At 62.0% G+C, this 22,379-nt stretch carries 22 protein-coding genes; 18 read left to right on the forward strand and 4 right to left on the reverse strand.

Annotation, left to right across the window (positions count from 1 at the left end):
* Window positions 1–47 precede the first annotated feature (47 nt).
* Window positions 48–857 (forward strand): prolipoprotein diacylglyceryl transferase, encoded by an 810-nt coding sequence (lgt, locus tag P7644_RS05640; protein ID WP_404302137.1) that lies wholly within the window; start codon window positions 48–50, stop codon window positions 855–857.
* 107 nt (window positions 858–964) lie between these two features.
* Here the strand turns inward: lgt and P7644_RS05645 are convergent, their stop codons facing one another.
* Window positions 965–1,783, reverse strand: a complete 819-nt coding sequence (locus P7644_RS05645) for a type IV pili methyl-accepting chemotaxis transducer N-terminal domain-containing protein (protein WP_404302139.1) — start codon at window positions 1,781–1,783, stop codon at window positions 965–967.
* Between the two features lie 219 nt (window positions 1,784–2,002).
* The gene (locus P7644_RS05650; protein ID WP_404302141.1) at window positions 2,003–2,926 is read right to left on the reverse strand and encodes a pirin family protein; all 924 of its coding nucleotides are present in this window, start codon (window positions 2,924–2,926) and stop codon (window positions 2,003–2,005) included.
* A 509-nt stretch (window positions 2,927–3,435) separates the two neighbouring features.
* Between P7644_RS05650 and P7644_RS05655 the strand changes: the two genes are divergently transcribed.
* Genes P7644_RS05655 through P7644_RS05675 form a run of 5 tightly spaced genes read left to right on the forward strand, consistent with a single transcriptional unit; the run spans window position 3,436 to window position 9,026 of the window.
* Window positions 3,436–4,104 carry a GntR family transcriptional regulator gene (locus tag P7644_RS05655; protein WP_404302143.1) on the forward strand — a complete coding sequence of 223 codons (669 nt, stop codon included), beginning with the start codon at window positions 3,436–3,438 and terminating at the stop codon, window positions 4,102–4,104.
* Window positions 4,101–5,561 carry a malonyl-CoA decarboxylase gene (locus P7644_RS05660; protein ID WP_404302144.1) on the forward strand — a complete coding sequence of 487 codons (1,461 nt, stop codon included), beginning with the start codon at window positions 4,101–4,103 and terminating at the stop codon, window positions 5,559–5,561. Before P7644_RS05655 ends, P7644_RS05660 begins: the two co-directional genes overlap by 4 nt.
* 38 nt (window positions 5,562–5,599) lie before the next feature.
* Window positions 5,600–6,622, forward strand: a complete 1,023-nt coding sequence (locus P7644_RS05665) for a Bug family tripartite tricarboxylate transporter substrate binding protein (RefSeq protein ID WP_404302145.1) — start codon at window positions 5,600–5,602, stop codon at window positions 6,620–6,622.
* Complete coding sequence (locus P7644_RS05670) at window positions 6,622–7,446, forward strand: enoyl-CoA hydratase/isomerase family protein (RefSeq protein WP_404302147.1); 825 nt, start codon at window positions 6,622–6,624, stop codon at window positions 7,444–7,446. Before P7644_RS05665 ends, P7644_RS05670 begins: the two co-directional genes overlap by 1 nt.
* 20 nt (window positions 7,447–7,466) lie before the next feature.
* Window positions 7,467–9,026, forward strand: coding sequence for a malonyl-CoA synthase (locus P7644_RS05675; RefSeq protein ID WP_404302149.1), 1,560 nt, complete (start codon window positions 7,467–7,469; stop codon window positions 9,024–9,026).
* 105 nt (window positions 9,027–9,131) lie between these two features.
* Here P7644_RS05675 and P7644_RS05680 read toward each other — a convergent pair whose 3' ends face one another.
* On the reverse strand, window positions 9,132–9,575 hold the full coding sequence (locus tag P7644_RS05680; RefSeq protein ID WP_404302150.1) for a universal stress protein: 444 nt from the start codon (window positions 9,573–9,575) through the stop codon (window positions 9,132–9,134).
* Window positions 9,576–9,686: 111 nt separating this feature from the next.
* Here P7644_RS05680 and P7644_RS05685 point away from each other — a divergent pair, with 111 nt between their 5' ends.
* The 9 genes from P7644_RS05685 (at window position 9,687) to P7644_RS05725 (ending at window position 17,889) form a co-directional block, all read left to right on the forward strand.
* Window positions 9,687–12,083 carry a heavy metal translocating P-type ATPase gene (locus tag P7644_RS05685; RefSeq protein WP_404302151.1) on the forward strand — a complete coding sequence of 799 codons (2,397 nt, stop codon included), beginning with the start codon at window positions 9,687–9,689 and terminating at the stop codon, window positions 12,081–12,083.
* A gap of 2 nt (window positions 12,084–12,085) precedes the next feature.
* On the forward strand, window positions 12,086–12,223 hold the full coding sequence (gene ccoS, locus P7644_RS05690; RefSeq protein WP_404302152.1) for a cbb3-type cytochrome oxidase assembly protein CcoS: 138 nt from the start codon (window positions 12,086–12,088) through the stop codon (window positions 12,221–12,223).
* A 63-nt stretch (window positions 12,224–12,286) separates the two neighbouring features.
* Window positions 12,287–13,726 (forward strand): cytochrome-c oxidase, cbb3-type subunit I, encoded by a 1,440-nt coding sequence (gene ccoN, locus P7644_RS05695; RefSeq protein ID WP_404302153.1) that lies wholly within the window; start codon window positions 12,287–12,289, stop codon window positions 13,724–13,726.
* 19 nt (window positions 13,727–13,745) lie between these two features.
* Window positions 13,746–14,378 (forward strand): cytochrome-c oxidase, cbb3-type subunit II, encoded by a 633-nt coding sequence (ccoO, locus tag P7644_RS05700; protein WP_404302154.1) that lies wholly within the window; start codon window positions 13,746–13,748, stop codon window positions 14,376–14,378.
* A 12-nt stretch (window positions 14,379–14,390) separates the two neighbouring features.
* Entirely contained in the window at window positions 14,391–14,531 is a 141-nt protein-coding gene (locus P7644_RS05705; RefSeq protein WP_404302156.1) for a cbb3-type cytochrome oxidase subunit 3, read from the forward strand.
* 29 nt (window positions 14,532–14,560) lie between these two features.
* Window positions 14,561–15,475 (forward strand): cytochrome-c oxidase, cbb3-type subunit III, encoded by a 915-nt coding sequence (gene ccoP / locus P7644_RS05710; protein WP_404302157.1) that lies wholly within the window; start codon window positions 14,561–14,563, stop codon window positions 15,473–15,475.
* Window positions 15,476–15,561: 86 nt separating this feature from the next.
* A complete protein-coding gene (ccoG, locus tag P7644_RS05715; protein WP_404302158.1) occupies window positions 15,562–17,004 on the forward strand; it encodes a cytochrome c oxidase accessory protein CcoG in 1,443 nt (480 codons plus the stop codon).
* 73 nt (window positions 17,005–17,077) lie between these two features.
* A complete protein-coding gene (locus tag P7644_RS05720) occupies window positions 17,078–17,356 on the forward strand; it encodes a FixH family protein (protein WP_404302159.1) in 279 nt (92 codons plus the stop codon).
* A gap of 245 nt (window positions 17,357–17,601) precedes the next feature.
* Window positions 17,602–17,889 (forward strand): hypothetical protein, encoded by a 288-nt coding sequence (locus P7644_RS05725; protein WP_404302161.1) that lies wholly within the window; start codon window positions 17,602–17,604, stop codon window positions 17,887–17,889.
* A 47-nt stretch (window positions 17,890–17,936) separates the two neighbouring features.
* Here P7644_RS05725 and fnr read toward each other — a convergent pair whose 3' ends face one another.
* Window positions 17,937–18,677, reverse strand: a complete 741-nt coding sequence (gene fnr, locus P7644_RS05730) for a fumarate/nitrate reduction transcriptional regulator Fnr (protein ID WP_404302162.1) — start codon at window positions 18,675–18,677, stop codon at window positions 17,937–17,939.
* Between the two features lie 170 nt (window positions 18,678–18,847).
* Between fnr and hemN the strand changes: the two genes are divergently transcribed.
* The 3 genes from hemN to P7644_RS05745 all read left to right on the forward strand — a co-directional run bounded on the left by hemN (window position 18,848) and on the right by P7644_RS05745 (window position 22,379).
* On the forward strand, window positions 18,848–20,230 hold the full coding sequence (gene hemN / locus P7644_RS05735; RefSeq protein WP_404302163.1) for an oxygen-independent coproporphyrinogen III oxidase: 1,383 nt from the start codon (window positions 18,848–18,850) through the stop codon (window positions 20,228–20,230).
* Window positions 20,231–20,233: 3 nt separating this feature from the next.
* Window positions 20,234–20,956 carry a sulfite exporter TauE/SafE family protein gene (locus tag P7644_RS05740; RefSeq protein ID WP_404302164.1) on the forward strand — a complete coding sequence of 241 codons (723 nt, stop codon included), beginning with the start codon at window positions 20,234–20,236 and terminating at the stop codon, window positions 20,954–20,956.
* A gap of 184 nt (window positions 20,957–21,140) precedes the next feature.
* Window positions 21,141–22,379: an HD-GYP domain-containing protein gene (locus P7644_RS05745; RefSeq protein WP_404303138.1), complete on the forward strand. Its 1,239-nt coding sequence runs from the start codon at window positions 21,141–21,143 to the stop codon at window positions 22,377–22,379.

The following is a 22,379-nucleotide window of genomic DNA, read 5'->3' on the forward strand; positions in this document are numbered from 1 at the left end:
TGACCATTCAAATGGGACTGCGGTACACCTGCGGCACAATCGCCGCCATGCTGATGTACCCGCATATTGACCCCGTGGCCCTGCAGATCGGCCCCGTGGCCATCCACTGGTATGGCCTGACCTACCTGGCCGCCTTTGCGCTGTTCATGGTGCTGGGCCTGCGCCGCCTGCGGCATGAGCCCTATGCCTCGCTCACGGGAGATCAGGCCTGGTCGCGCAAGGATGTGGAGGACATCCTGTTCCTTGGCGTGCTCGGCGTGGTGGCCGGCGGGCGGCTGGGCTACTGCCTGTTCTACAAGCCGGGCTACTACCTCTCCCACCCGCTGGAGATCTTCTACGTGTGGCAGGGCGGCATGAGTTTTCATGGCGGCCTGCTGGGCGTGATCGGTGCCATGCTGTGGTTTGCCCATTCGCGCCGCAGGCCCTGGTTGCAGGTGGCCGACTTCGTGGCGCCCTGCGTACCCACGGGGCTGGCGGCGGGGCGCATAGGCAACTTCATCAACGGCGAGCTGTGGGGGCGCTTTGCGCCACAGGATCTGCCCTGGGGCATGGTGTTTCCGCAAAGCGGCTCCATGCTGGCGCGCCACCCCTCGCAGATCTACCAGGTTTTGCTCGAAGGCCTGCTGCTCTTCGTGCTGCTGTGGCTGTATGCAGGCCGTCCGCGCAAGCGCGGCGAGGTGGCGGCGGCCTTCCTCGTGGGCTATGGCGTGCTGCGCTTCGTGGCCGAGTATTTCCGTGAGCCCGACAGCTTCCTGGGCCTGCTGTCGCTGGGCATGAGCATGGGGCAGTGGCTGTGCCTGCCCATGGTGCTGGGCGGCGTGGGGCTGTGGTGGTGGGCGCAAGGGCGATCGGCGTGACGCCACCGCCCGTGGTGCAGTGTTTGACGCTATACAGCACATAAACAGTGCCGTTGAACACAGGGCGCGTGGCAAATCCTCGCGCTAGCTGCGGCTATCACTGCGGTTTACGCCTTGCTCTGCGTCTGGGCCACGAGTAGGACCATCAGATCTTCGGTGGCGGCGAGCACGCGCTCGCTGCCCTCGGCCACCTGCTGAGCGCCCGCGCGCATGGCGGCGGGCTCCTTGCTGGCAAACAGGGCTTGCTGATAGGGCTCCCATGTGCGGCGTACGCGCGTGGCGGCGGCCTGCACGGCCGGCGTCACATGGCGCGAGGCTTCCAGTTGCGCCAGTACGGCCGTGAAATGTGCGCGACTCAGGTGCATTTCCATGTCTGCCGGCGCTTCGTACAACTCCCAGGTGCGGTAGAAATAAAACTTGGCCAGTCGCTGCGACAACATGCGCTGGCGCCCGGCCAGGCCGATCAGGTGTTCCAGCAGCGAGCCGGTGCTGTTGGAGTAGGACACGGTGAGATAGTGGGCCGCACTTTGCAGCGTCTCGTTGGCGTCGTACAGCGCGGCCGCGCCGGTGCGGTTGGGTTCGCCGGTCAGAAGTGCCTTGAATTGCGCCCAGAGGGTTTGTAGCTGTGGCAGGTTGGCCTGCACGGCCGGGTTGGGCTGGAAGGTCTTGAGCGCTGCCAGGTGCGCCTCGTAGCGGGTGATGGATTCCTGCAGCAGCGTGCGGGCGCTATCGCTGGCAATCGACTGGCCCCACTGCAGATAGGCCTTGGTGCAGCGCTGCGACAGCATGCGCAGGCGCCCGGCCATGTCGATGGCGTGGGGCGTGTCCAGCCGCTGGGCCGGTGTGGCCTGGGCGAATGCCGCACGGGGTAGGGCGGCGAGTGCCGCGCCGCTGACGAGACCCGCGCAAAACTGGAATCTGTCCATGAGAGCCTCCCGCTGAAAGAAGGAGGGAGAAGGAACCGGGCTTTCGGCACCTGGTCCGTCTCCCCCACTCCTGGCCGTCATCGCAGCCAGTATAGGGTGGCTGCCTGGGTTTCAGTGCGCCGCCGTCTCGCGTTCCTGCAGGGCACGCCACGGCGCCGGTGCCGGACTTGGGCAGGACATCCGGCGCGCACTCTTGCCGGCCACGGGGTGCTAAAAGGGTTAGCTATGGCCGCTGGCGCGCACCCGCGCGCCGCTCAGGCTGGGCGCGGGCAGGGGTTGGGCCAGGCTGCCGGGGCGCACCGGCGCAAAGCGGCCGGCATTCCAGTCGTCCAGCGCCGCCTGCAGTTCGGCCTGGCTGCGCGCCACCAGGTTCCACCAGATGAGGACGTCTTCGCCCAATGGCTCGCCGCCCAGCAGCAGCCACTGCGCGTCGGCGTCGCATTGCGCGTCAAGCTGACTGCGGCCGGGTGCGAAGTAAAGCCACTCGCCGGGCGCGATGGCTGCGCCGGCCAATCGCACGCAGCCGCGCAGGGCCATGGCGGCGTATTCAAATTCGGGCCGCAGCGCCAGCGTGCTGTGCGCCGCGCCGGTGGACGCAAGGTCGATACCCACCAGCGGCGTGTAGACCCGTGCCGGGGCGCTCTGGCCAAAGGCGCTGCCCGCAAGCACGGTGGCGCGCCAGCCGCCGGTGTCCAGCTGCGGCAGGTCGGGGTAGTGGTCGAACGTCGGCTCGCACCAGCGCTGCTCGTCAGGCAGGGCGATCCACAGCTGGGCCGCGTGCATGCGGGAGCCATCGAGCAGCGAATCCTCGGTGTGCGCTATGCCGCGTCCGGCCGTCATCAGGTTGACCTGGCCGGGGCGCACGATCTGCTCGTTGCCCAGTGAGTCGCGGTGCACGACCTCGCCCTCGATCATCCAGGTGAAGGTCTGCAGGCCGATGTGCGGGTGTGCGCCGACATGCATGCCCTTGTCCGGCGCGAATTGCACCGGCCCCAGGTGGTCCAGAAAGCACCAGGCGCCCACGGTGCGCCGCTCGCGGTGCGGCAAGGCGCGCACGATGCGCGTGTCCGTGCCGATGACGGCGGCGCGTGCGGCGTAGCGCTGGGGGGCGATATCCCCGGGGTGCGAGGTGTTGTCGGTCATGGTCGTCCTCCTGGTTTCTCGGCTCGCGTGCGGGAACCGCCCGCGGTTGAAATCGCCGGCAGCAGCCCATTTTTGGCTTTGCCGCTCTTCGTCACGAAGCCCCGCTGCGGGTGGCTGCCCACGCCGCATGGTCCGGCAGCAGAAACAGGCTGCGCTCGGCCACGCCTTCGCTACTGTAGCTCTCAGCGGTGCCGCTTCGTCACGATGCGCTTGCACGGGCGCGGTGCAGGCATGCGTGGGCTATCGGCTTCATCCAATCCTCTGGCTATGTGGGGGCTATAAAACTATTTTTATAGCGCCATGCGCATATTAGGTAAGGGTTTTTTGTGTTTTCCCATCCCATTTATCAGACTTGCGGCGCTTATGCCGTGATGCCGGCAAGGTAGGCGATAACCCCCATCGCAAGTGGCGGCCGTTGTTTGATAATTACAGAAAATTATGCGTAATCATGAGTCATTCGCCTTGTTTCGCGGGCTGTTGAAGACCGCCTAGTTCGACCATTGCCCTCCATGCGCAGCGTTGCCGATTCCCTGCACCACCAAGCCGCCGAAAAGCTGCGCCAGCAGATTTTTGCCGGCGAGCTGGCACCGGGCGGCTTCGTGGACGAGGGGGCGCTGTGCGAGCGCCTGGCCGTTTCGCGCACGCCGCTGCGCGAGGCGCTCAAGGTGCTTGTCGCCGAGGGCCTGCTGCGCCATGAGCCGCGCCGCGGCTGCTTCGTGGCCGAGATCACGGAGCGCGACGTGGACCAGATCTTTCCGGTGATTGCGCTGCTGGAGGGGCGCGCCGCGTTCGAGGCCGCCGAGCGCGCCGGGCCTGCCGACATCGCGGCGCTGGAGGTGCTGCACCAGCGCTTGCGCGCGCACGCCGAGGCGGGACGCATCACCGAGTATTACGAGGCCAACCACGCCATCCACGAGGCCTTCATTACCCTGGCCGACAACCGCTGGCTGGCCCAGGTGATTGGCGACCTGCGCAAGATCCTGCGCCTGGCGCGGCACCAGACGCTGCATGTGCCGGGCCGGCTGCAGCAAAGTCTGGCCGAGCATCTGCAGGTGTTCGCGGCCCTGAAGCGGCGCGACGCCGAGGCCGCCGAGCAGGCCATGCGCCACCATCTTTTTGCCCAGCGCGAGGCACTGCGCGAGCTGGCCCGCAACCATCCCTCCCGGATCGCACCATGAACGCCACCCAGACCTGGATCTCGCGCAACGTGGGCCGCCTGCGCTCGGCCGGTGGCAAGGCCGCTGCCGGCAAGGAGGGGGAGGGCGCCGCAGCCACGTCCAAGCCCGCACAGGAGCGCAGCACGCACGAGCGCCTGCAGGCCACGCTGCGCCGCGGCAGCGAGGCGCTGTCGCCGCGTGCCCTGCGCCAGTTGCTGGCCCAGCTGCAGGACGTGGTGGCGCCGCGCGTGAGCGAGATCGAGGGCGGGCGCCGCGCCCAGGCCGTGGCCGCCTGGCATGCCGGGGCCAGTCCCGAAGAGCGGCGCGATCTGTGGCTGTTGATGAGCGAGCAGTTCGTGCCCGATGCCGCGCGCATGAAGAGCGCGCAGCAACGCTATGAGGCCGCCATGGGCACGGCAGATGGACCCCAGGCCGAGGCCCAGCTGCGCCGCGCCCTGAATTCGCCGCGCACGCGCCTGTTGCAGCGCTTTGCCGCCTTCCCCGAGGGCCTGCGCTTTCTGGTGGACCTGCGCGCCGAGCTGCTGCCGCAGCTTAAGGGTGACAAGCGCCTGCTGCCGCTGGAGGCCGAGCTGGAGCAGCTGTTTTCCACCTGGTTCGACGTGGCCTTCCTGGAGTTGAAGCGCCTGTCGTGGGACTCGCCCGCGTCCCTGATCGAAAAGCTCATCAAGTACGAGGCGGTGCACGACATCCGCAGCTGGGATGACCTGAAGAACCGCCTGGACAGCGACCGGCGCTGCTACGGGTTCTTCCATCCGCGCCTGCCCAACGAGCCGCTGATCTTCGTGGAGGTGGCCCTGGTGGGCGAGATTTCCTCCAGCATCACGCCGCTGCTGGACGAGTCGGCCGCACCCTCGGACATACGGCGAGCCACCACCGCCATTTTCTACTCCATCAGCAACACCCAGGCGGGGCTGCGTGGCGTGAGCTTTGGCGATTCTCTGATCAAGCATGTGGTGGACACCCTCACCGCGGAGTTTCCGCGCCTGCGCACCTTTGCCACCCTCTCGCCCATTCCCGGCTTTCGTGCCTGGCTGCAGAAGAATTGTGCGGCGCAGCTGGATTTGCTGGACGCCAAGCACCTGGCCGAACTCGGCCGCGCCGTGGGCTTTGAGCCGCCGCAGGCGGCGCATGTGCTGGCCGCGGCCGACAAGGCGCTGGACCTGCCCGCCAAATCACCGCTGCGCCAGCTGCTGCAGCAGTGGGCCGCGCGCTATCTGGTGCGCGAGCTGCAGGATGGCAAACCGATGGACCCCGTGGCGCGCTTTCACCTGGGCAATGGCGCGCGCGTGGAGCGGCTCAACTGGGCCGGCGACCCTTCGGCCAAGGGTCTCAAGCAGTCCTTTGGCCTTATGGTCAACTATCTGTACGACTTGAAACGCATCGACAAGCACCGCGACCTGCTGGCCCAGGGGCATGTACCGGTGTCGGGCGACATCGAAAGCCTGTGCCGCGGCTGAATACATTCACCACTTGCATAACAGAAGGAGACTAGGCAATGCACGAAAGCATCGACACCACCCGCATCGCAGCCACCCCGCGCCGGCGCGACATGCTGCGCGCCGCCGGCGCGGCAGGCCTGGCCCTGACCGCGGGCGGTGCCTGGGCGCAGAGTGCGGGCGGTTGGCCGACGAAGCCCGTGAACCTGATCGTGCCCTTCCCGGCGGGCGGCGGCACGGATGCGTTTGCGCGCCCGCTGGCGGCGCAGTTCGCCAAGTCCACGGGCAAGACGCTGGTCATCGACAACCGTGGCGGCGCCGGCGGCACCGTGGGCGCTAGCGCGGCCGCCAAGGCGCAGGCCGATGGCTACAACCTGTTCATGGGCGGCGTGCACCATGTGATCGCGCCCTCGATGTACCCCAGGCTGGATTACGACATCGAGAAGGATTTCGTCCCCCTGGCCCTGGTGGCCAACGTGCCCCAGGTGCTGGTGGTGAATCCACGCAATGTCACCGTGAACCATTTCAAGCAGTTCCTGGAGCTGCTGAAGGCCAGCCCGGCCAAGCTGAACTACGCCTCGGCGGGCTCGGGCACCTCGCACCACCTGGCGGGCGAGCTGTTCAAGCTGCAGACCGGCACCTTCATCACCCATATCCCTTACCGCGGTGCGGGCCCGGCGCTGCAGGACCTGATCGCCGGCAACGTGGACATGATGTTCGACGGCCTGGGCTCGTCCGCCGCGCACATCAAGGGCGGGCGCATCAAGGCGCTGATGGTCTCGGGACCTAAGCGCAACCCGGCCTTCCCCGACGTGCCCTGCGCCGCCGAGGTGGGGCTGCCGGACTACACCGTCTCCACCTGGTACGGCCTGTGGGCGCCCAAGGGCACGCCGGCCGACGTGCAGGCGCGCATCGCCGAGGAGATCCGCAAGCTCGGCCAGGCCGAGGAGATCAAGACCGTCTGGGCCGGCAATGGTGCCGAGTTCGGCACCCTGTCGCAGGCCGAGTTCGGCAAGCTGGTCGGCAGCGAGGTCAAGCGTTGGGCGCAGGTGGTCAAGGCCTCGGGCGCCAAGCTGGAGTGATGCGGGCCGTGGTTGCCGAAGTCATTGCCGCCCCGGCTGGGGGCGAGGCCGCGGGCCGCGGCGTGGTGCGCGTGGCGCTGCGCCACGACGGGCGGCTCAATGCCATGTCGCGCGCCATGTGGCGCCAACTTCGTTTCGTTTTCGAGAGCATCCAGTGCAATGCTGGCGTGCGCTGTGTCCTCATCGAAGGCGCAGGGGAGGCGTTCTGCGCGGGCGGCGACATCTCCGAGTACCCGGCGTTTCGCTTCGACCCCGCGCAACTGCGCGGCTTTCATGAGGACGAGGTCTGGGGCGGCCTGGCGGCCATGCTGGCCTGCGACGTGCCCATCGTGGCGCGCATCGCCGGCCCCTGCATGGGCGCGGGCGTGGAGATCGCCAGCTGCTGCGACGTCCGCATCGCTGAGGCGGACGCACGCTTTGGCGCGCCCATCGCCAAGCTGGGCTTTCCGATGGCGCCGCGCGAGGCGGCCCTGGTGGCCACGGCCATGGGCGACACCACGGCGCGCCAGATGCTGCTGGAGGCCGCCACCTTCGGCGCCGCGGAGATGGCCCAGCGCGGCTTTTTGAGCCGCGTCGTGCCGGCCGAGCGGCTGGAGGCCGAGGCGGTTGCGAGCGCGCTGCGCATTGCCGCGCTGGCGCCGGCCGCGGCGCGCATGAACAAGCAGACCCTGCGCACATTGCAAATGCAAAAAATGGCACAAACGCCCATGCAACAGGCGCAAACAGCTATGGATAGCGTAGCTGATCCCTATGCCTATGCCGACAGCGCCGAGCACCGCGAGGGCATCGGTGCCTTTCTGGCCAAGCGCCCACCCGTCTTCTGATTTATTGGCTTGTACCTACCATGAGCAATTCCGACCAGAACCTGTTTGGCGCCCTGCGCGCCGCCTTCCCCGCGGACCTGGAGCAGATCGCCGTCGAGGCCGCCACGGCCAGCGGCGAGCCGCTGCTCTACACCTGGCGCGACCTGGAGCGCGCCAGCGCCCGCATCGCCAACCTGCTGGACTCGCTGCAAATTCCCGAGGGCAGCCGCATCGCCGTGCAGGTGGAAAAGTCGGTCGAGGCCATGATCCTGTACCTGGCCACGCTGCGCGCGGGCTACGTCTTCCTGCCGCTGAACACCGCCTACCAGAGCGCCGAGATCGAGTACTTCGTCGGCAACGCCGAGCCGGCGGTGGTGGTCTGCACCCCGGGCAACTTCGGCTGGGTGTCGAAGATCGCCTTCAGCGCGGGCACGCAGCATGTGTTCACGCTGGGCGACGACCGCACGGGTAGCCTGCTGGAGCGCGCCGCGCATTTTGGCGATGCGCATCAGATCGTGGCGCGCAAGGCCGACGACCTGGCCGCCATCCTCTACACCAGCGGTACCACGGGGCGCAGCAAGGGGGCGATGCTCACGCACGGCAACCTGCTGTCCAACGCCCAGGTGCTCAAGGACTACTGGGGTTGGAAGCCGGGCGATGTGCTGATCCACGCGCTGCCCATCTTCCACGTGCACGGCCTGTTTGTGGCCATCCATGGCGCGCTGATCAACGGCAGCAAGATGATCTGGCTGGCGAAGTTCGAGCCCAGGGTGGCTATCGCCGCCATGGCGCGTGCCACGGTGTTCATGGGGGTGCCCACGCTGTATGTACGCATGCTGGCCGAGCCGGCGCTCACCAAGGCTGCCGCGAGCCATATGCGCCTGTTCATCTCGGGCTCGGCGCCGCTGCTCATCGAAACCTTCAAGGAATGGCAGGAGCGCACCGGCCACACCATCCTGGAGCGTTACGGCATGAGCGAGACCATCATGCTGACCTCCAACCCCTACGCCGCCGACGCGCGCCACGGCGGGCAGGCCGAGCGGCGCGGAGCCACCGTGGGCTTCCCGCTGCCCGGAGTCGGCCTGCGTGTGGTTGGCGATGAGGGTGACGAACTGCCTGTGGGCGAGATCGGCAACATCCAGGTGCAGGGCCCGAACGTGTTTCAGGGCTACTGGCGCATGCCCGAAAAAACGGCGGAGGAGTTCACGGCCGATGGCTGGTTCAAGACCGGCGATGTGGGCAAGCAGGACGAGCGCGGCTACGTGAGCATCGTGGGCCGCAGCAAGGATCTGATCATCAGCGGCGGCTACAATGTCTACCCGGCCGAGATCGAGGGCTACATCAACGAGCTGCCCGGCGTGGCCGAAAGTGCCCTGGTGGGCGTGCCGCACTCGGACTTCGGCGAAGTCGGCGTGGCGGTGGTCATTCCCAAGCCTGGTGCCAAGCTCGATGGCGAGGCCATCATCGGCCAGCTCAAGAGCCAGCTGGCCAACTTCAAGATCCCCAAGCGCTGCTTCGTGGCCACCGAGCTGCCGCGCAACACCATGGGCAAGGTACAGAAGAACCTGCTGCGCGAGCAGCACAAGGGGCTGTTCGCCTGAGGGCGCGCGGCGGCAAGAAACGTAAAAGGCGGCCATGGCCGCCTTTGCTATTTTATAAATAGCTTCTAACGCTTGATGGTAAAGCGCTAGAGCCTGATTTAATGCTTAGCGCAGCACCAGCACCGGAATATGCGAGTGCGTCAGCACATGCTGCGTTTCGCTACCCAGCAGCAGGCGCTTGAGGCCCTTGCGGCCATGCGAGGCCATGACGATCAGGTCGCAGTTGTGCTTCTTGGCGGCGGCGATCACGGCCTCGGCAACCAGATCGGACTTGGTCACTACGGCCTTGACGCTCACGCCTTCATCCGAGCCGCGAGCCTTGACCTTGTTCACCAGTTCCTGGGCAGCGTCGCCCCATTGTTTCTCGATGCGTTTGACCTCCGCCGTTTCCACTGGCAGGCTGCCGTCGAAATAGCTGCGCGGATAACGCGGCACCACCTTAAGGGCAACCACCGATGCGCCCGTCAGGCCTGCCAGTGACAGGCCGCTCTCCACAGCCTTTTCCGACAGGGGAGATCCGTCCGTGGCGATCAGTATGCGTTTGTACATGAGTTGCTCCTAATATCTGGTTGAAGTTGCGAACTAGCATAGGATAGCTCACGTTCTCCGCCTTGATTCATGTCAAGAGGGTTTCCTCGCGCTGCAGATAATCTTCGATCTATGTCAAATCAACCCGCCGGTTCGTCGGCGACCGCTGAGCCTGTGGTGGCACCTGATCCTGCTGTGCTGCTGGACGATCCGCAGGAGTGGGCGGCCTTTGGCAGGCCGTGCGCTAGCCCGTCTCCGGGCGCGTCGCCCACTGATACCCCGTGGGAGTCCCATGTGGTGCTTGAGGGCATGCATTGCGCGGCCTGCGCCTTGACCATCGAGGACGCTCTGCGCCGGGTGCCTGGCGTGAGCGAGGTGGATGTGAGTGCCGCCACACGCCGTGCGCGCGTGGTGTGGAGTCCGTCGCAGGTGCTGCCTTCGCAATGGATGCAAGCCGTGCGCAAGGCCGGCTACCAACCCCTGCCGGCCATGGATGCCCTGGCGCGCGAGCAGCGCCAGCGTGAAAACCGCCGAGCCCTATGGCGCTGGCTGGTCGCCGGCTTTTGCATGATGCAGGTCATGATGTACGCCTGGCCCGCCTACCAGGCCATGCCCGGGGACCTGAGCACCGAGATGGAGCAGTTGCTGCGCTGGGCTTCCTGGGTCATCAGCCTGCCCGTGGTGTTGTTTGCCTGCGGGCCGTTCTTCTCCAGCGCGCTGCGTGACATACGCCAGCGCCGGGTGAGCATGGATCTGCCGGTGGCGCTGGGCATGCTGATCACCTTTGTGGTCAGTATGCTGGGTACCTTCGACCCGACGGGGCCGTTCGGGCGCGAGGTGTACTACGACTCGCTGACCATGTTTGTCTTTTTCCTCCTCACGGGCCGCTGGCTGGAGCTGCGCCTGCGCGACCGCACGGCCGGGGCCCTGGAGGCCGTCATGAACCGCCTGCCCGACAGCGTGGAGCGGCGTACGGCCGAAGGTGACTTTGTGCGCGTGGCGACGCGGCGCCTGCAGGTCGGCGATGTGGTGCGGGTGCTGCCCGGGGAGGCCTTTCCGGCCGATGGTCGCCTTCTGAGCGGGAGCACCCAGGCTGACGAGGCCCTGTTGACCGGCGAGTCCACTCCCGTCGGCAAACACCCCGGCAGCTCAGTCACCGCAGGCAGCTTCAACCTGCGGGCGGCGGTGGAGGTGATGGTCGAGGCCTTGGGCGCACAGACGCGTTTTGGCCAGATCGTGCTGCTGATGGAAAGCGCCTCACTACAAAAACCACGCCTGGCACAGCTGGCCGACCGGGTGGCTCGCCCTTTCTTGGTCGGGGTGTTGCTGGCGGCTGCTCTGGCGGCTGCCTGGTGGTGGCCTACTGATCCCAGCCATGCATTGATGGTGGCGGTGGCCGTGCTGGTGGTCACCTGCCCCTGCGCGTTGTCGTTGGCTACGCCGGTGGCCATGCTTACCGCCGCAGGCACGCTGGCGCGCAGAGGGGTGCTGGTGCGCAACCTGCAGGCACTGGAGGCCCTGGCTCATGTGGATACGGTGGTGTTCGACAAGACGGGGACGCTGACCCGTGACCGGCTGGCGGTAACCGACATCGAGGTGGCGCCTGGTGCCGGGCTCACGCCAGAACAGGCTCTCGGGCTGGCGGCCATGCTGGCGGGCCATTCTTTGCATCCGGTGTCGCGGGCGTTGGTCTCCGCGGTGCAAGAGCCGGCGTTGCAAGATGGCGCGTGGCGCGTGGATGCCGTGGAGGAACTGCCAGGCGCCGGACTTCAGGCGCGTGGGTGGAAGGCGGAAGGGCAGGAAGAAATGATCCTGCGCCTGGGTTCGGCTCTGCATGCGCGTGTCCCGCAGGCAGGCAGCGCCCGGCAGCAGGTGGTGCTATCGGTCGAGCAGGCGGGGCAAATTTCCGAACTCGCGCGTTTTGGCTTGAGTGAAGAGTTACGCCCCGAGGCCGCCGCAGTCGTGCAGCAGTTGCGCGCTGCTGGAGTCGCCGTTGAACTGCTGTCCGGCGATCAAGGCGCGGCCGTTCAACGCGTGGCGCAGCGCACAGGCATTGAGGCCGCCCGGGGTGGTTGCACGCCGCAGGACAAGCTGCAGGCCCTGCAGGCCCTGCAGGCGCAAGGCCACCGAGTGGCCATGGTGGGTGATGGCCTCAACGATGGCCCGGTGTTGGCTGGTGCGCACGCATCATTCGCATTTGGCAAATCTGTTGCGTTGGCGCAATCCCGTTCTGACATCGTTGTTTTAGGTGACAATCTTGCCCTCGTGACCCAAGCCTTGCTGCTGGCGCGGCGCACCATGCACATCGTGCGCCAGAACCTGTGGTGGGCCGCCGGTTACAACGCGGTAGGTGTTCCGTTGGCCATCGCCGGTTACATGCCTGCCTGGTTGGCCGGGCTGGGCATGGCGCTCAGCTCGCTGCTAGTGGTTCTAAATGCCGCGCGTCTGGCGCGTGCCGTCGGAGGCGAGGCCATTGCCGTCAGCGCCCAGGCGCCGCTCTCGACGCATGGGCCCATGGGGGTGGCCTGATCATGGATATTTTGTATTTGCTGATTCCCCTGTCTGTCGTGCTCGTGCTGTTTGTGCTGGCAAGCCTGTGGTGGGCGGTTTACCGGGGGCAATTTGAAAACATCGAACAAGAGGGGGAGCGCATTTTGAGAGGTGATTGATGTTGATCAATAACCATAATGCGAGTCCGGTTGAAACTTTCCTGCTTATCAATGAGGTAACCGATGGAGTCATCACAAACAAAAGTCGCGCATTACGACGATACCGTCGTACGCCAGTTTTCTATCATGGCAGTCGTTTGGGGGGTGGTTGGCATGCTGGTTGGCGTGTTCATCGCTGCCCAGTTGACCTGGCCTGAACTAAATTTCGGAATACCATGGTTAAGTTATGGCCGCCTGCGTCCGCTGCATACCAATGCAGTGATTTTTGCCTTTGGTGGCTGCGGTCTGTTTGCCACCAGCTATTACGTGGTGCAACGCACCTGCCAAACCAAGCTGTTTGGTGGACCGCTGATTCCGTTTACCTTTTGGGGCTGGCAAATCGTCATTGTGGCTGCCGCCATCAGCCTGCCCTTGGGCTATACCACTGGCAAGGAATATGCTGAACTGGAATGGCCGATTGACATCCTGATCGCTCTGGTCTGGGTGGCTTACGCAATCGTGTTTTTTGGTACCGTGGGCCAGCGCAAGGTCAAGCATATCTATGTGGCCAACTGGTTCTTTGGCGCTTTCATTCTGGCTGTGGCCCTGTTGCACATTGTCAACAGCGCGGAAATTCCGGCCGGCTGGATGAAGAGCTATTCGGCCTATGCCGGCGTTCAGGATGCCATGGTGCAGTGGTGGTATGGCCACAATGCCGTGGGCTTCTTCCTGACTACGGGCTTCCTGGGCATGATGTACTACTACATCCCCAAGCAGGCCGCCCGCCCGGTATACAGCTACCGCCTGTCCATCGTGCACTTCTGGGCGCTGATCTTTACCTACATGTGGGCCGGCCCGCACCATCTGCACTACACAGCACTGCCTGACTGGACACAGTCCGTAGGCATGGTGTTCTCGCTGATTCTGCTGGCGCCCAGCTGGGGCGGCATGATCAACGGCATCATGACCCTGTCGGGCGCCTGGCATAAGCTGCGTGACGATCCCATCCTGCGCTTCCTGATCGTGTCGCTGTCGTTCTACGGCATGTCCACCTTCGAAGGTCCGATGATGTCCATCAAGACCGTTAACGCCTTGTCGCATTACACCGACTGGACCGTGGGGCATGTGCACTCCGGCGCCCTGGGCTGGGTTGGCCTGGTGACCATGGGGTCGCTCTACTACATGATCCCGCGCCTGTTTGGACGGGAAAAAATGCACTCCATCAAGGCCATTGAAATCCACTTCTGGTTGGCCACTATCGGTATCGTGCTGTATATCGCCGCGATGTGGATTGCCGGGGTGATGCAGGGCCTGATGTGGCGTGCGGTCAATCCCGATGGCACCCTGACCTACACCTTTGTCGAGAGCGTCAAGGCCACCTATCCGTTCTATGCGATCCGCTTCTTGGGTGGCGTACTGTACCTGGGCGGCATGATCATCATGGCTTGGAACACTTGGATGACTGCAATCTCTGGCCGTTCTGTCAAGGTGGCCATCCCAGCCGTCAATCCGGCACACGCTTGAGATCCAAGGGAAATTGTCAATGTCTAACGCATCCAATAAATCGAGTTCTGGCTTCACCCACGAGAAGGTAGAAACCAGCAACTTCCTCATGATCGTGCTGATTTTGGTAGTGATCGCTATGGGGGGGCTGGTGGAAATCGTTCCGCTGTTCTTCCAGAAGTCCACCACTGAGCCGGTCCAGGGGCTCAAGCCCTATACGGCACTGCAGTTGGCCGGGCGTGATATCTATCAGCGTGAAGGTTGCTACAACTGTCACTCGCAGATGATCCGCCCGTTCCGTGCTGAGACTCTGCGCTATGGCCACTACTCGGTGGCTGGCGAATTTGTCTACGATCATCCGTTCCAGTGGGGCTCCAAGCGTACAGGCCCGGATCTGCATCGTGTGGGCGGCAAGTACAGCGATGAATGGCACCGCATTCACCTGATCAATCCCCGTGATGTGGTGCCCGAATCCAATATGCCGGCCTACCCCTGGCTCGAAAAGAACCAAGTGGATGCCGCCAGCATGGCGCCACACATGCGTGCCTTGCGCCGGGTGGGTGTGCCCTATAGCGATGAGGAAATCGCCGGTTCGGCTGAAGCCGTAAAGGGCAAGACCGAGATGGAGGCGGTGATCGCATACCTGCAGGTGCTGGGCACCGCACTCAAATAAAGAGAGCTTGCCATGGATATCACCACCATGCGCATCGTGGTCACGCTGGTTTCGCTGGCGTGTTTTCTGGGCATTTGGTATTGGGCCTACACGGCTCGCAACCGTGCCCGGTTCGAGGAGGCGGCGCAGCTGCCCTTCGCCAATGACGATTGATTGCTCCAACCGATATCAAGAGAAAACCCATGAGCGATTTCACCAGTAATTTCTGGTCTATTTATGTGGCCGGGATCACCCTTGCCGGCATCATTGCCTGTGCTCTTCTGCTGTGGCTGACCTCTCGCAAGAAGATCGAGTCGGCAGCCGACAACACCACGGGCCATGTCTGGGATGTGGACTTAAGGGAAATGAACAACCCTATGCCCCGTTGGTGGATGTGGTTGTTTGTCATCACCATTGTGTTTGGCATTGCTTATTTGGCTGCTTATCCTGGCTTGGGTACTTTCAAGGGGCAATTGGGCTGGACGCAGGTGGGCGAGTATCAAGCTGAAGTCGATAAGGCCAATGCCGAGTTGCAGCCGTTGTATGCACGCTTTGACAATATGAAAACCGAGGAAATGGCTGCCGACCCAGCAGCCATGGCCATTGGTGAGCGCTTGTTCATGAACAACTGTGCCCAATGCCATGGCTCGGACGCGCGCGGTAGCAAGAGCTTCCCTAACCTTAGTGACAATGATTGGTTGCATGGTGGTACGTCGGACGACATCCGCAAAACTATTCATGATGGACGCATCGGTGTGATGCCTCCCATGGCAGAAGCGGTGGGTTCCCCCGAAGATGTACGCAACTTGGCGCAATATGTGCTGAGTCTGTCGGGCAGTCCGCATGACTCGCTCAAGGCATCGCTTGGCAAGTCCAAGTTCACGGCTTGTGCGGCCTGTCATGGCATGGACGGAAAGGGCAACACCGCCATGGGTGCCCCTAACTTGACAGATGACATCTGGCTGCACGGCTGGGGCGAAGCGAGCATCACGGCTATGATCAACAATGGCAAGACCAATCAGATGCCCGCACAAGCCGGCAAGCTGACGGATCAGCAGATCAACGTGTTGACCGCCTATGTTTGGGGCTTGTCCAGCAAGTCCGGCGCCCCTAAATAAAGCGTCTTTATTGGCCGGCAACCCCTATCCGGGGTGCCGGCTTTTTTGTATTTTGCAAGCGTGTCTTGCATTGAAAAAAATCCACCATGAAGCCAGCCCAAGGAAAACCACGCAAGGTTATCCCCATTGCGGCAGCCCCCGCTGAAACGCCTAAGGCTGATTCCGTATCCTTGTACGAGGCACAGAAGAAGGTCTACCCGCGCTCCATCAGCGGCTTGTTTTCGCGTTGGCGCTGGATCATGGTGTATGTCACCCAGCTGATTTTTTATGGTTTGCCCTGGCTGCAATGGGGCGAGCGACAAATGATGCTGTTTGACTTGGGTGCCCGGCGCTTTTATATCTTTGGCTTGGTGCTGTATCCACAGGATTTTATTTATCTAACCGGTTTACTCATCATCTCGGCCCTGGCGCTGTTTTTGTTCACTGCGGTCGCAGGGCGGCTGTGGTGCGGATTTTCCTGCCCGCAGACGGTTTATACCGAAATATTCATGTGGATTGAGCATAAGATCGAAGGTGATCGAAGTGCTCGTATTCGACTGGACAATGGGGCCTGGACTTTTGAAAAAATATGGAAAAAGTCGCTCAAGCAGTTGGTTTGGGTCACTGTGGCCTTTTGGACCGGGTTTACGTTTGTTGGCTACTTTGTGCCCATTCGTGAATTGGGCGGGGAGCTTTTGGCGCTCCATGGCTCTTGGCAAATTTTTTGGGTATTTTTCTACGGATTGGCGACCTATGGTAATGCAGGCTATTTGCGTGAGCAGGTCTGTAAATACATGTGTCCTTACGCACGCTTTCAAAGTGCGATGTTTGATAACGATACGCTCGTCGTTACCTACGATCCGGAGCGGGGCGAACCTCGTGGACCGCGCACCAAGATCGTAGATTACAAGGCCAAGGGGTTAGGAGATTGCATCGACTGTTCGTTGTGCGTGCAGGTTTGTCCCACTGGCATTGATATACGAAATGGTTTGCAGTATGACTGCATTGGCTGCGGGCTATGCGTGGACGCTTGCAACACGGTGATGGATAAGATGCAATATCCGCGCGGGCTGATTCGATTCTCCACGCAGAATGGCGTAAAGAACCATTGGACTCAGTCGCAGATGCTCAAGCGCGTGCTACGTCCCCGGGTGCTGTTTTACACCGGTATCTTGGTGGCACTCTGCCTGGGTATGGTGGCCAGCCTAGTGGTGCGCACGCCCCTGAAGGTGGACGTGGTACGAGATCGTGCGGCGTTGTCGCGCGTCGTGGCAGGTGGAAAACTTGAAAACATTTACCGTTTGCAGATCATGAATGCTACCGAAGGAGCACAGCGTTACGTGATCGATGCGCGTGGGTTGGAGGGGCTGGAAGTGGTTTCCGAGCCGGAAATTAATATTGGCCCCGCGGAGTCGCGCTGGGTGGTCGTGCGCCTGCAGATCCCCTATGGATCTGCGGCGCCAGGTTCGCACACGGTGTATTTCGATATAGGGGCACAGGGCAACAAGGCGCAGGTGGCAGAAAAATCTGTGTTCCTAGTGCCGCGTTGAGGGTGGCGTATAGCGCAAACCGATTCCTATCAAATTTTGCATGGCGTCCATGAGAGCCAAGGAGTTCGCAGTCATGTCTGCAAGTTCATCGAAGAATAACGCGCAAGGATCCCAGCCTTGGTGGAAATATGGCCATGTCTGGCTAATTATTGCTGGGCCTGTGATCGTGGTCATCGCCGGTTTTGTTACGCTTTGGCTTGCACTTGCGCAGCCCGATCCGGTATTGGCCGAAGACTATTATCAGCGCGGCCTTGACATCAACAAGACATTGAAAAATTCGGAGATGAGCATGACGCCCGCAACCAAGGGGCGCAACCACGCCGCTACGCCAGTCCAGGATCAACCACGCTGACGAGGTGGCCTAGGAGGCTGTCGGACTTGGAAATCACCCGCTGCAAATCGACCGCAGCGGCCCATTTTTCACCGTCTTTTTGCCCAATAGCTCGGCTATTGGGCTGCAAATCCGGCAAAAACTGGTCTCGCTGGGGCCGATTTTCGCTTTCGGCGCTCCAAGCCCGACAGCCTCCTAGGGGGAATCCGGGGTGCGATTACTTCCCACATAGTGCTAGGCTGTCAGCGCAGCAAGGAGGTACTTCGATGTGGATGCAGCGTTTGATGTGGATTGCCTGGCCGGCATTTCTGATGGCTGGTGCCATGGAAATGGTAGTGTTTGCGTTTGTCGACCCCGAGGCATTGCAGTGGTTTGATCAGCCTGTGAACCTATCGAGGCAAGGTGTCTACACCATTGCGTTTTTCGTATTCTGGCTGATCATCATGGCATCGAGTGCGCTCACCACCCTGCTGTCGTTTTCACCCTTTGAGCTCAATCGCTGCCCAGTACCGTCGGGTGAAAGGCCGGAGGATTGCGCCAAGTATGTGTCTTGACCTAGCTATATCGGTCCGATGGATTATTTTTTAGTTTGGTACGGGTCTTAATGACAGGATTGCTGGTTGTTGACGATCCGCTTCAGGGCGTCAGTGTTCGCAATGCGTACATGGCGTTGCTTGACCTCCACAATGCCTTCCTCCACGAATTTGGAGAAGGTGCGGCTGACGGTTTCGAGCTTGAGGCCTAAATAACTACCGATTTCCTCGCGTGTCATGCGCAATACTAGTTCCGACTGCGAGAACCCGCGTGCATGCAGTCGCTGCACCAGGTTTAGAAGAAAGGCTGCGAGGCGCTCCTCGGCTCGCATGCTGCCCAGCAACAGCATGACGCCGTGTTCACGGACAATTTCCCGGCTCATGATTTTGTGTACATGGGTCTGCAGAGCCGTTACTTCGCGCGACAGCTCTTCGATACGCTCGAATGGCATCACGCAGACCTCGGCGTCTTCAAGGGCTACTGCGTCGCAAGTGTGGCGGTCGTTGACGATTCCGTCTAGGCCAATGATCTCGCCCGCCATCTGAAAGCCGGTCACTTGGTCACGCCCATCTTCCGTGGCCACGCAGGTTTTGAAAAAACCGGTACGAATGGCAAACAGAGAGGTGAACGGCTCGCCGTTGCGAAACAATGTGCTGCCTCGTTTGATCTTGCGGCGTATCGCAACGATGTCGTCGATGCGCTTGAGTTGCTGCTCATCCAGCCCCACAGGCATGCACAGCTCGCGCAAGTTGCAATTTGAGCAGGCTACTTTGATGGCTTGGGAGGAGTGCATGGAGACACGGTTCATGGTGCGAGCTTACATCGGAATGCTAACGAGACGAGGCATGCCACATTTGTTGAAATACTTTGATCCAAGGCTAAATTGTCGCCAACTCGACTTCGAGAGTGCTTGATTGATGTCAAGGACGCCGATGGGACTCTACGGCACAGTGCGTTCGAATTGCAAGGAATTCTTTCATGACCGTCGTTACAACCGAGCTCTTGCGTCGTTTTGATGTTTCGGGGCCGCGCTATACCTCCTATCCCACGGCCGACCGTTTTGTGGAGGCTTTTGGCGAGAAAGAGTACATCCTGGCGCTGCAGCAGCGTCACGTAGGGTCTGTGGCCAAGGCTATGCCTCTGTCGCTTTATGTCCACATCCCGTTCTGCGAGTCGCTGTGCTACTACTGCGCGTGTAACAAGATCATTACCCGCCACCCCGAGCGGGCTGAGGTGTACTTGCGCTACCTGAGCCGTGAGATTGACTTGCACACGGCGCACTGCGGTGTTGGTCAACATGTTAGCCAGCTCCACTTTGGCGGTGGAACCCCGACGTTCCTGTCTGATGACGGCTTGCGCGAGCTCATGGGTATGCTCAAGCGCAGTTTTGTTCTGGTTCCTGGGGGTGAATACTCCATTGAGGTGGATCCCAGGACAGTGGATGAGCAGCGGCTCGCCCTGTTGGCGGAACTGGGCTTCAACCGGCTCAGTTTCGGGGTGCAGGACTTTGATCCCGAGGTGCAAAAGGCAGTGCATCGCATACAGCCCGCCGAAAAGGTGTTCAGCCTGGTTGAGAGTGCGCGCAAGCTTGGCTTTGAGTCAGTGAATGTGGATCTGATTTATGGTCTACCCAGACAGACGCCAGAGTCTTTCGACCGTACGCTGGAGCAGGTGGCCCAGTTGCGCCCCGATCGCATCGCACTCTACGCCTACGCCCATTTGCCCGAGCGCTTCAAGGCCCAGCGGCGCATCATCACCTCGGAGCTGCCCATGGCCTCGGCCAAGGTATCCATGCTGGCGCGCTCCATTGACGCATTCATGAATGCCGGTTACGTCTACGTGGGCATGGATCACTTCGCTCTGCCTGAAGATGCGTTGGCGGTGGCCAAGCGCCAGGGGCGGCTGCATCGTAATTTCCAGGGGTACAGCACACAGCCCGATTGCGACTTGATCGCTCTCGGAGTCTCAGCGATTGGGCGTGTGGGAGCGACATACAGCCAAAACGTGAAGACGCTTGATGACTATTACGACGCCATCAATCATGGGCATCTGCCCGTCGTGCGCGGCCTGGCCTTGACCAAGGACGATTTGGTGCGCCGTGCGGTCATCATGGCCTTGATGTGCCAGGGCGAGTTACTGTTCGAGCCGATGGAGCAGTCCTGGCTCATCGACTTCCGGCACTATTTTGAAGCGGAACTACGGCAGCTTCAGGAGATGGAACAACAGGGTCTTGTGGTTATCAACTCTGAGGGCGTGACGGTGACTACCATGGGGTGGTTTTTTGTGCGTGGCGTGGCCATGGTGTTCGACAAGTATTTGCAGGCTGACCGTAACCGGGCTCGTTTTTCGCGCATCATCTGAGCCATGTTATTGGCTTTGGCATCGACGGCATTTCTCATGGGTTTGATAGGCGGGACGCATTGTCTCGTCATGTGTGCGGCACCCTGTGCAGCATTGACGGGGGCGGGTGCCGCGCCAGCCGGCGAGGCGCAGGTAGTGCGCTGGATGTCGCGTACAGGTGTGGTGCAGCGTACGGCGAGCTTCCACCTGGGACGGTTGGCGGGCTATGGGGTGGCAGGCGCACTGGCCGCTTTTGCCATGGAGCGGCTGGCGTGGCTGAGTCAGAACAGCGCAGCTTTGCGCCCGGTCTGGACTATGTTGCATGTGCTGATCCTAGCTTGGGGCTTGCTGATGATGCTGCAGGCACGGCAGCCTGCTTGGTTGGAAAGTGCCGGTCGCTCTGTCTGGGGCAAGGTGCGAGCACTGGTGTCGCGCCCCGGGGGGCTATTCGTGACAGGACTGGCTTGGGCGTTGCTGCCTTGTGGCTTGCTCTACACCGCTTTGCTCACCGCAGCCCTGAGTGGCAGCGTGCCGCGTGGCGCGTTATGCATGGTGTTGTTTGGCATCGGCAGCGGGGTCTGGCTGGTTGCCGGGCCTTTGGCATGGCGGGGCCTTCGGGTGCGCCTGAATGGTATGGCAAGCTCCTGGGGCTCCAGGCTGGCTGGCCTGGTGCTTTTCACTCTGGGTGCTTGGGCTCTGTGGATGGATGTGGTGCACGGACAACCTGCACCTTGGTGTTTGCCCTGACTCACCAGCCATACATGCACGGTTGTGCGGATCGCGCCACGGATGTAATAAACATGTGGTTTGCGTAACTGCAATAATGTTTCGTCACGAAGGGTGGATTCGGATAAGCATCCGCTGAGCCCATGCCAACTGAACCGAAGTGCACCAGTCTGTTTCGATCGATATCGACGCGCTCCAAGTGGGCATGTTCATCCAGCTGGAGATGAGTTGGATCAATCACCCTTTTCCGATGAGCAGCTTCAGGATCTCTTCGCCGGAACAGATTCGTGTGCTGCGCGAGATTGGGGTGAAGTCCGTTCGCTATGTCCCTGCCAAGAGTACCTTTAGTCCTCTGACGCTGAAACCGTCTGCGGCACAGGCAGACAGGCGGGCGAATGATGCAGCTGAGCATGTAAGCGATGTCATGGATCAAGGGGGATTGAAAGAAAAGGATCTCGTTGCCGCATACAGATCCAGCCAGCAACGCTGCCAACAGCGATTTCTTGAGGCCACCAGCGCGTCTATCGCCGTTTTTTCCAGTGTGCACTCCGTGCCGCAGCAGGCGCGCGAACGGGCCGATTCCTTGATCGCTGCATGTGTTGCGGATCTTCTTGCGCAAGGGCCATGTGCTGCGCATTTGCTGACAGGCAGTGTCGGCCAGCATTCTGCCGTCCATGCGGTGAACGTGGTGGTATTGGCTTTGCTGCTGGGGCAGTCACTGGGCATGCAGGCGCAGGAGTTGCGCGGCCTGGGCGTCTCAGCCTTGCTACATGATCTCGGTAAGGTGAGTCTGCCGGGACACATTGGAGAGCCAGGCTCCTCGCTTGGGGCTGCTGACATGCAGCGCTACCGAGACCATGTGGGGCTGTCGGTGGAGCTGGGGCAGCGCATGGACCTGCCCAGCGATGTACTTATAGCCATTGCTCAACACCATGAAATGGCCGACGGTAGCGGGTTCCCACTACACCTCATGGCCGAGGATATCAGCCGCTGGGGGCAGATTCTGGCGCTGGTCAATCGCTATGACCGCTTGTGCAACCCATTGCACGGAGAGCTGGCGTTCACGCCTCACGAGGCCGTAGCCAGGCTTTTTGCGCTGCAGCGCGAGTGCTTTGATGAAGCGGTGCTTGCGGCCTTCATTCGCATGATGGGCGTGTACCCGCCGGGTTCGCTGGTGCAGCTTGTGGACGGGCGCTTTGCCATCGTGGTGATCGTCGATCCCTCGCGCCCGTTACGCCCCTGCGTTGTGCCGTATCAGCCAGATGTGCAGCGGGACGACGCGCCTTTGCTGAACCTGGCACGTAACCCCGAGTTTGGTATTTTGCGCAGCCTCAAGCCGGTGCAATTGCCGCGCGAAGTGCTGGATTATCTGCGGCCTCAGCCGCGGATTTGCTACTTTTTCGAGCCTGCTCAGGACGTGCTGGAGCGGGAGAATCGTTCGTGA

The organism is Alicycliphilus denitrificans (genome assembly GCF_044792555.1).
Taxonomy (GTDB): domain Bacteria; phylum Pseudomonadota; class Gammaproteobacteria; order Burkholderiales; family Burkholderiaceae_C; genus Alicycliphilus; species Alicycliphilus denitrificans_A.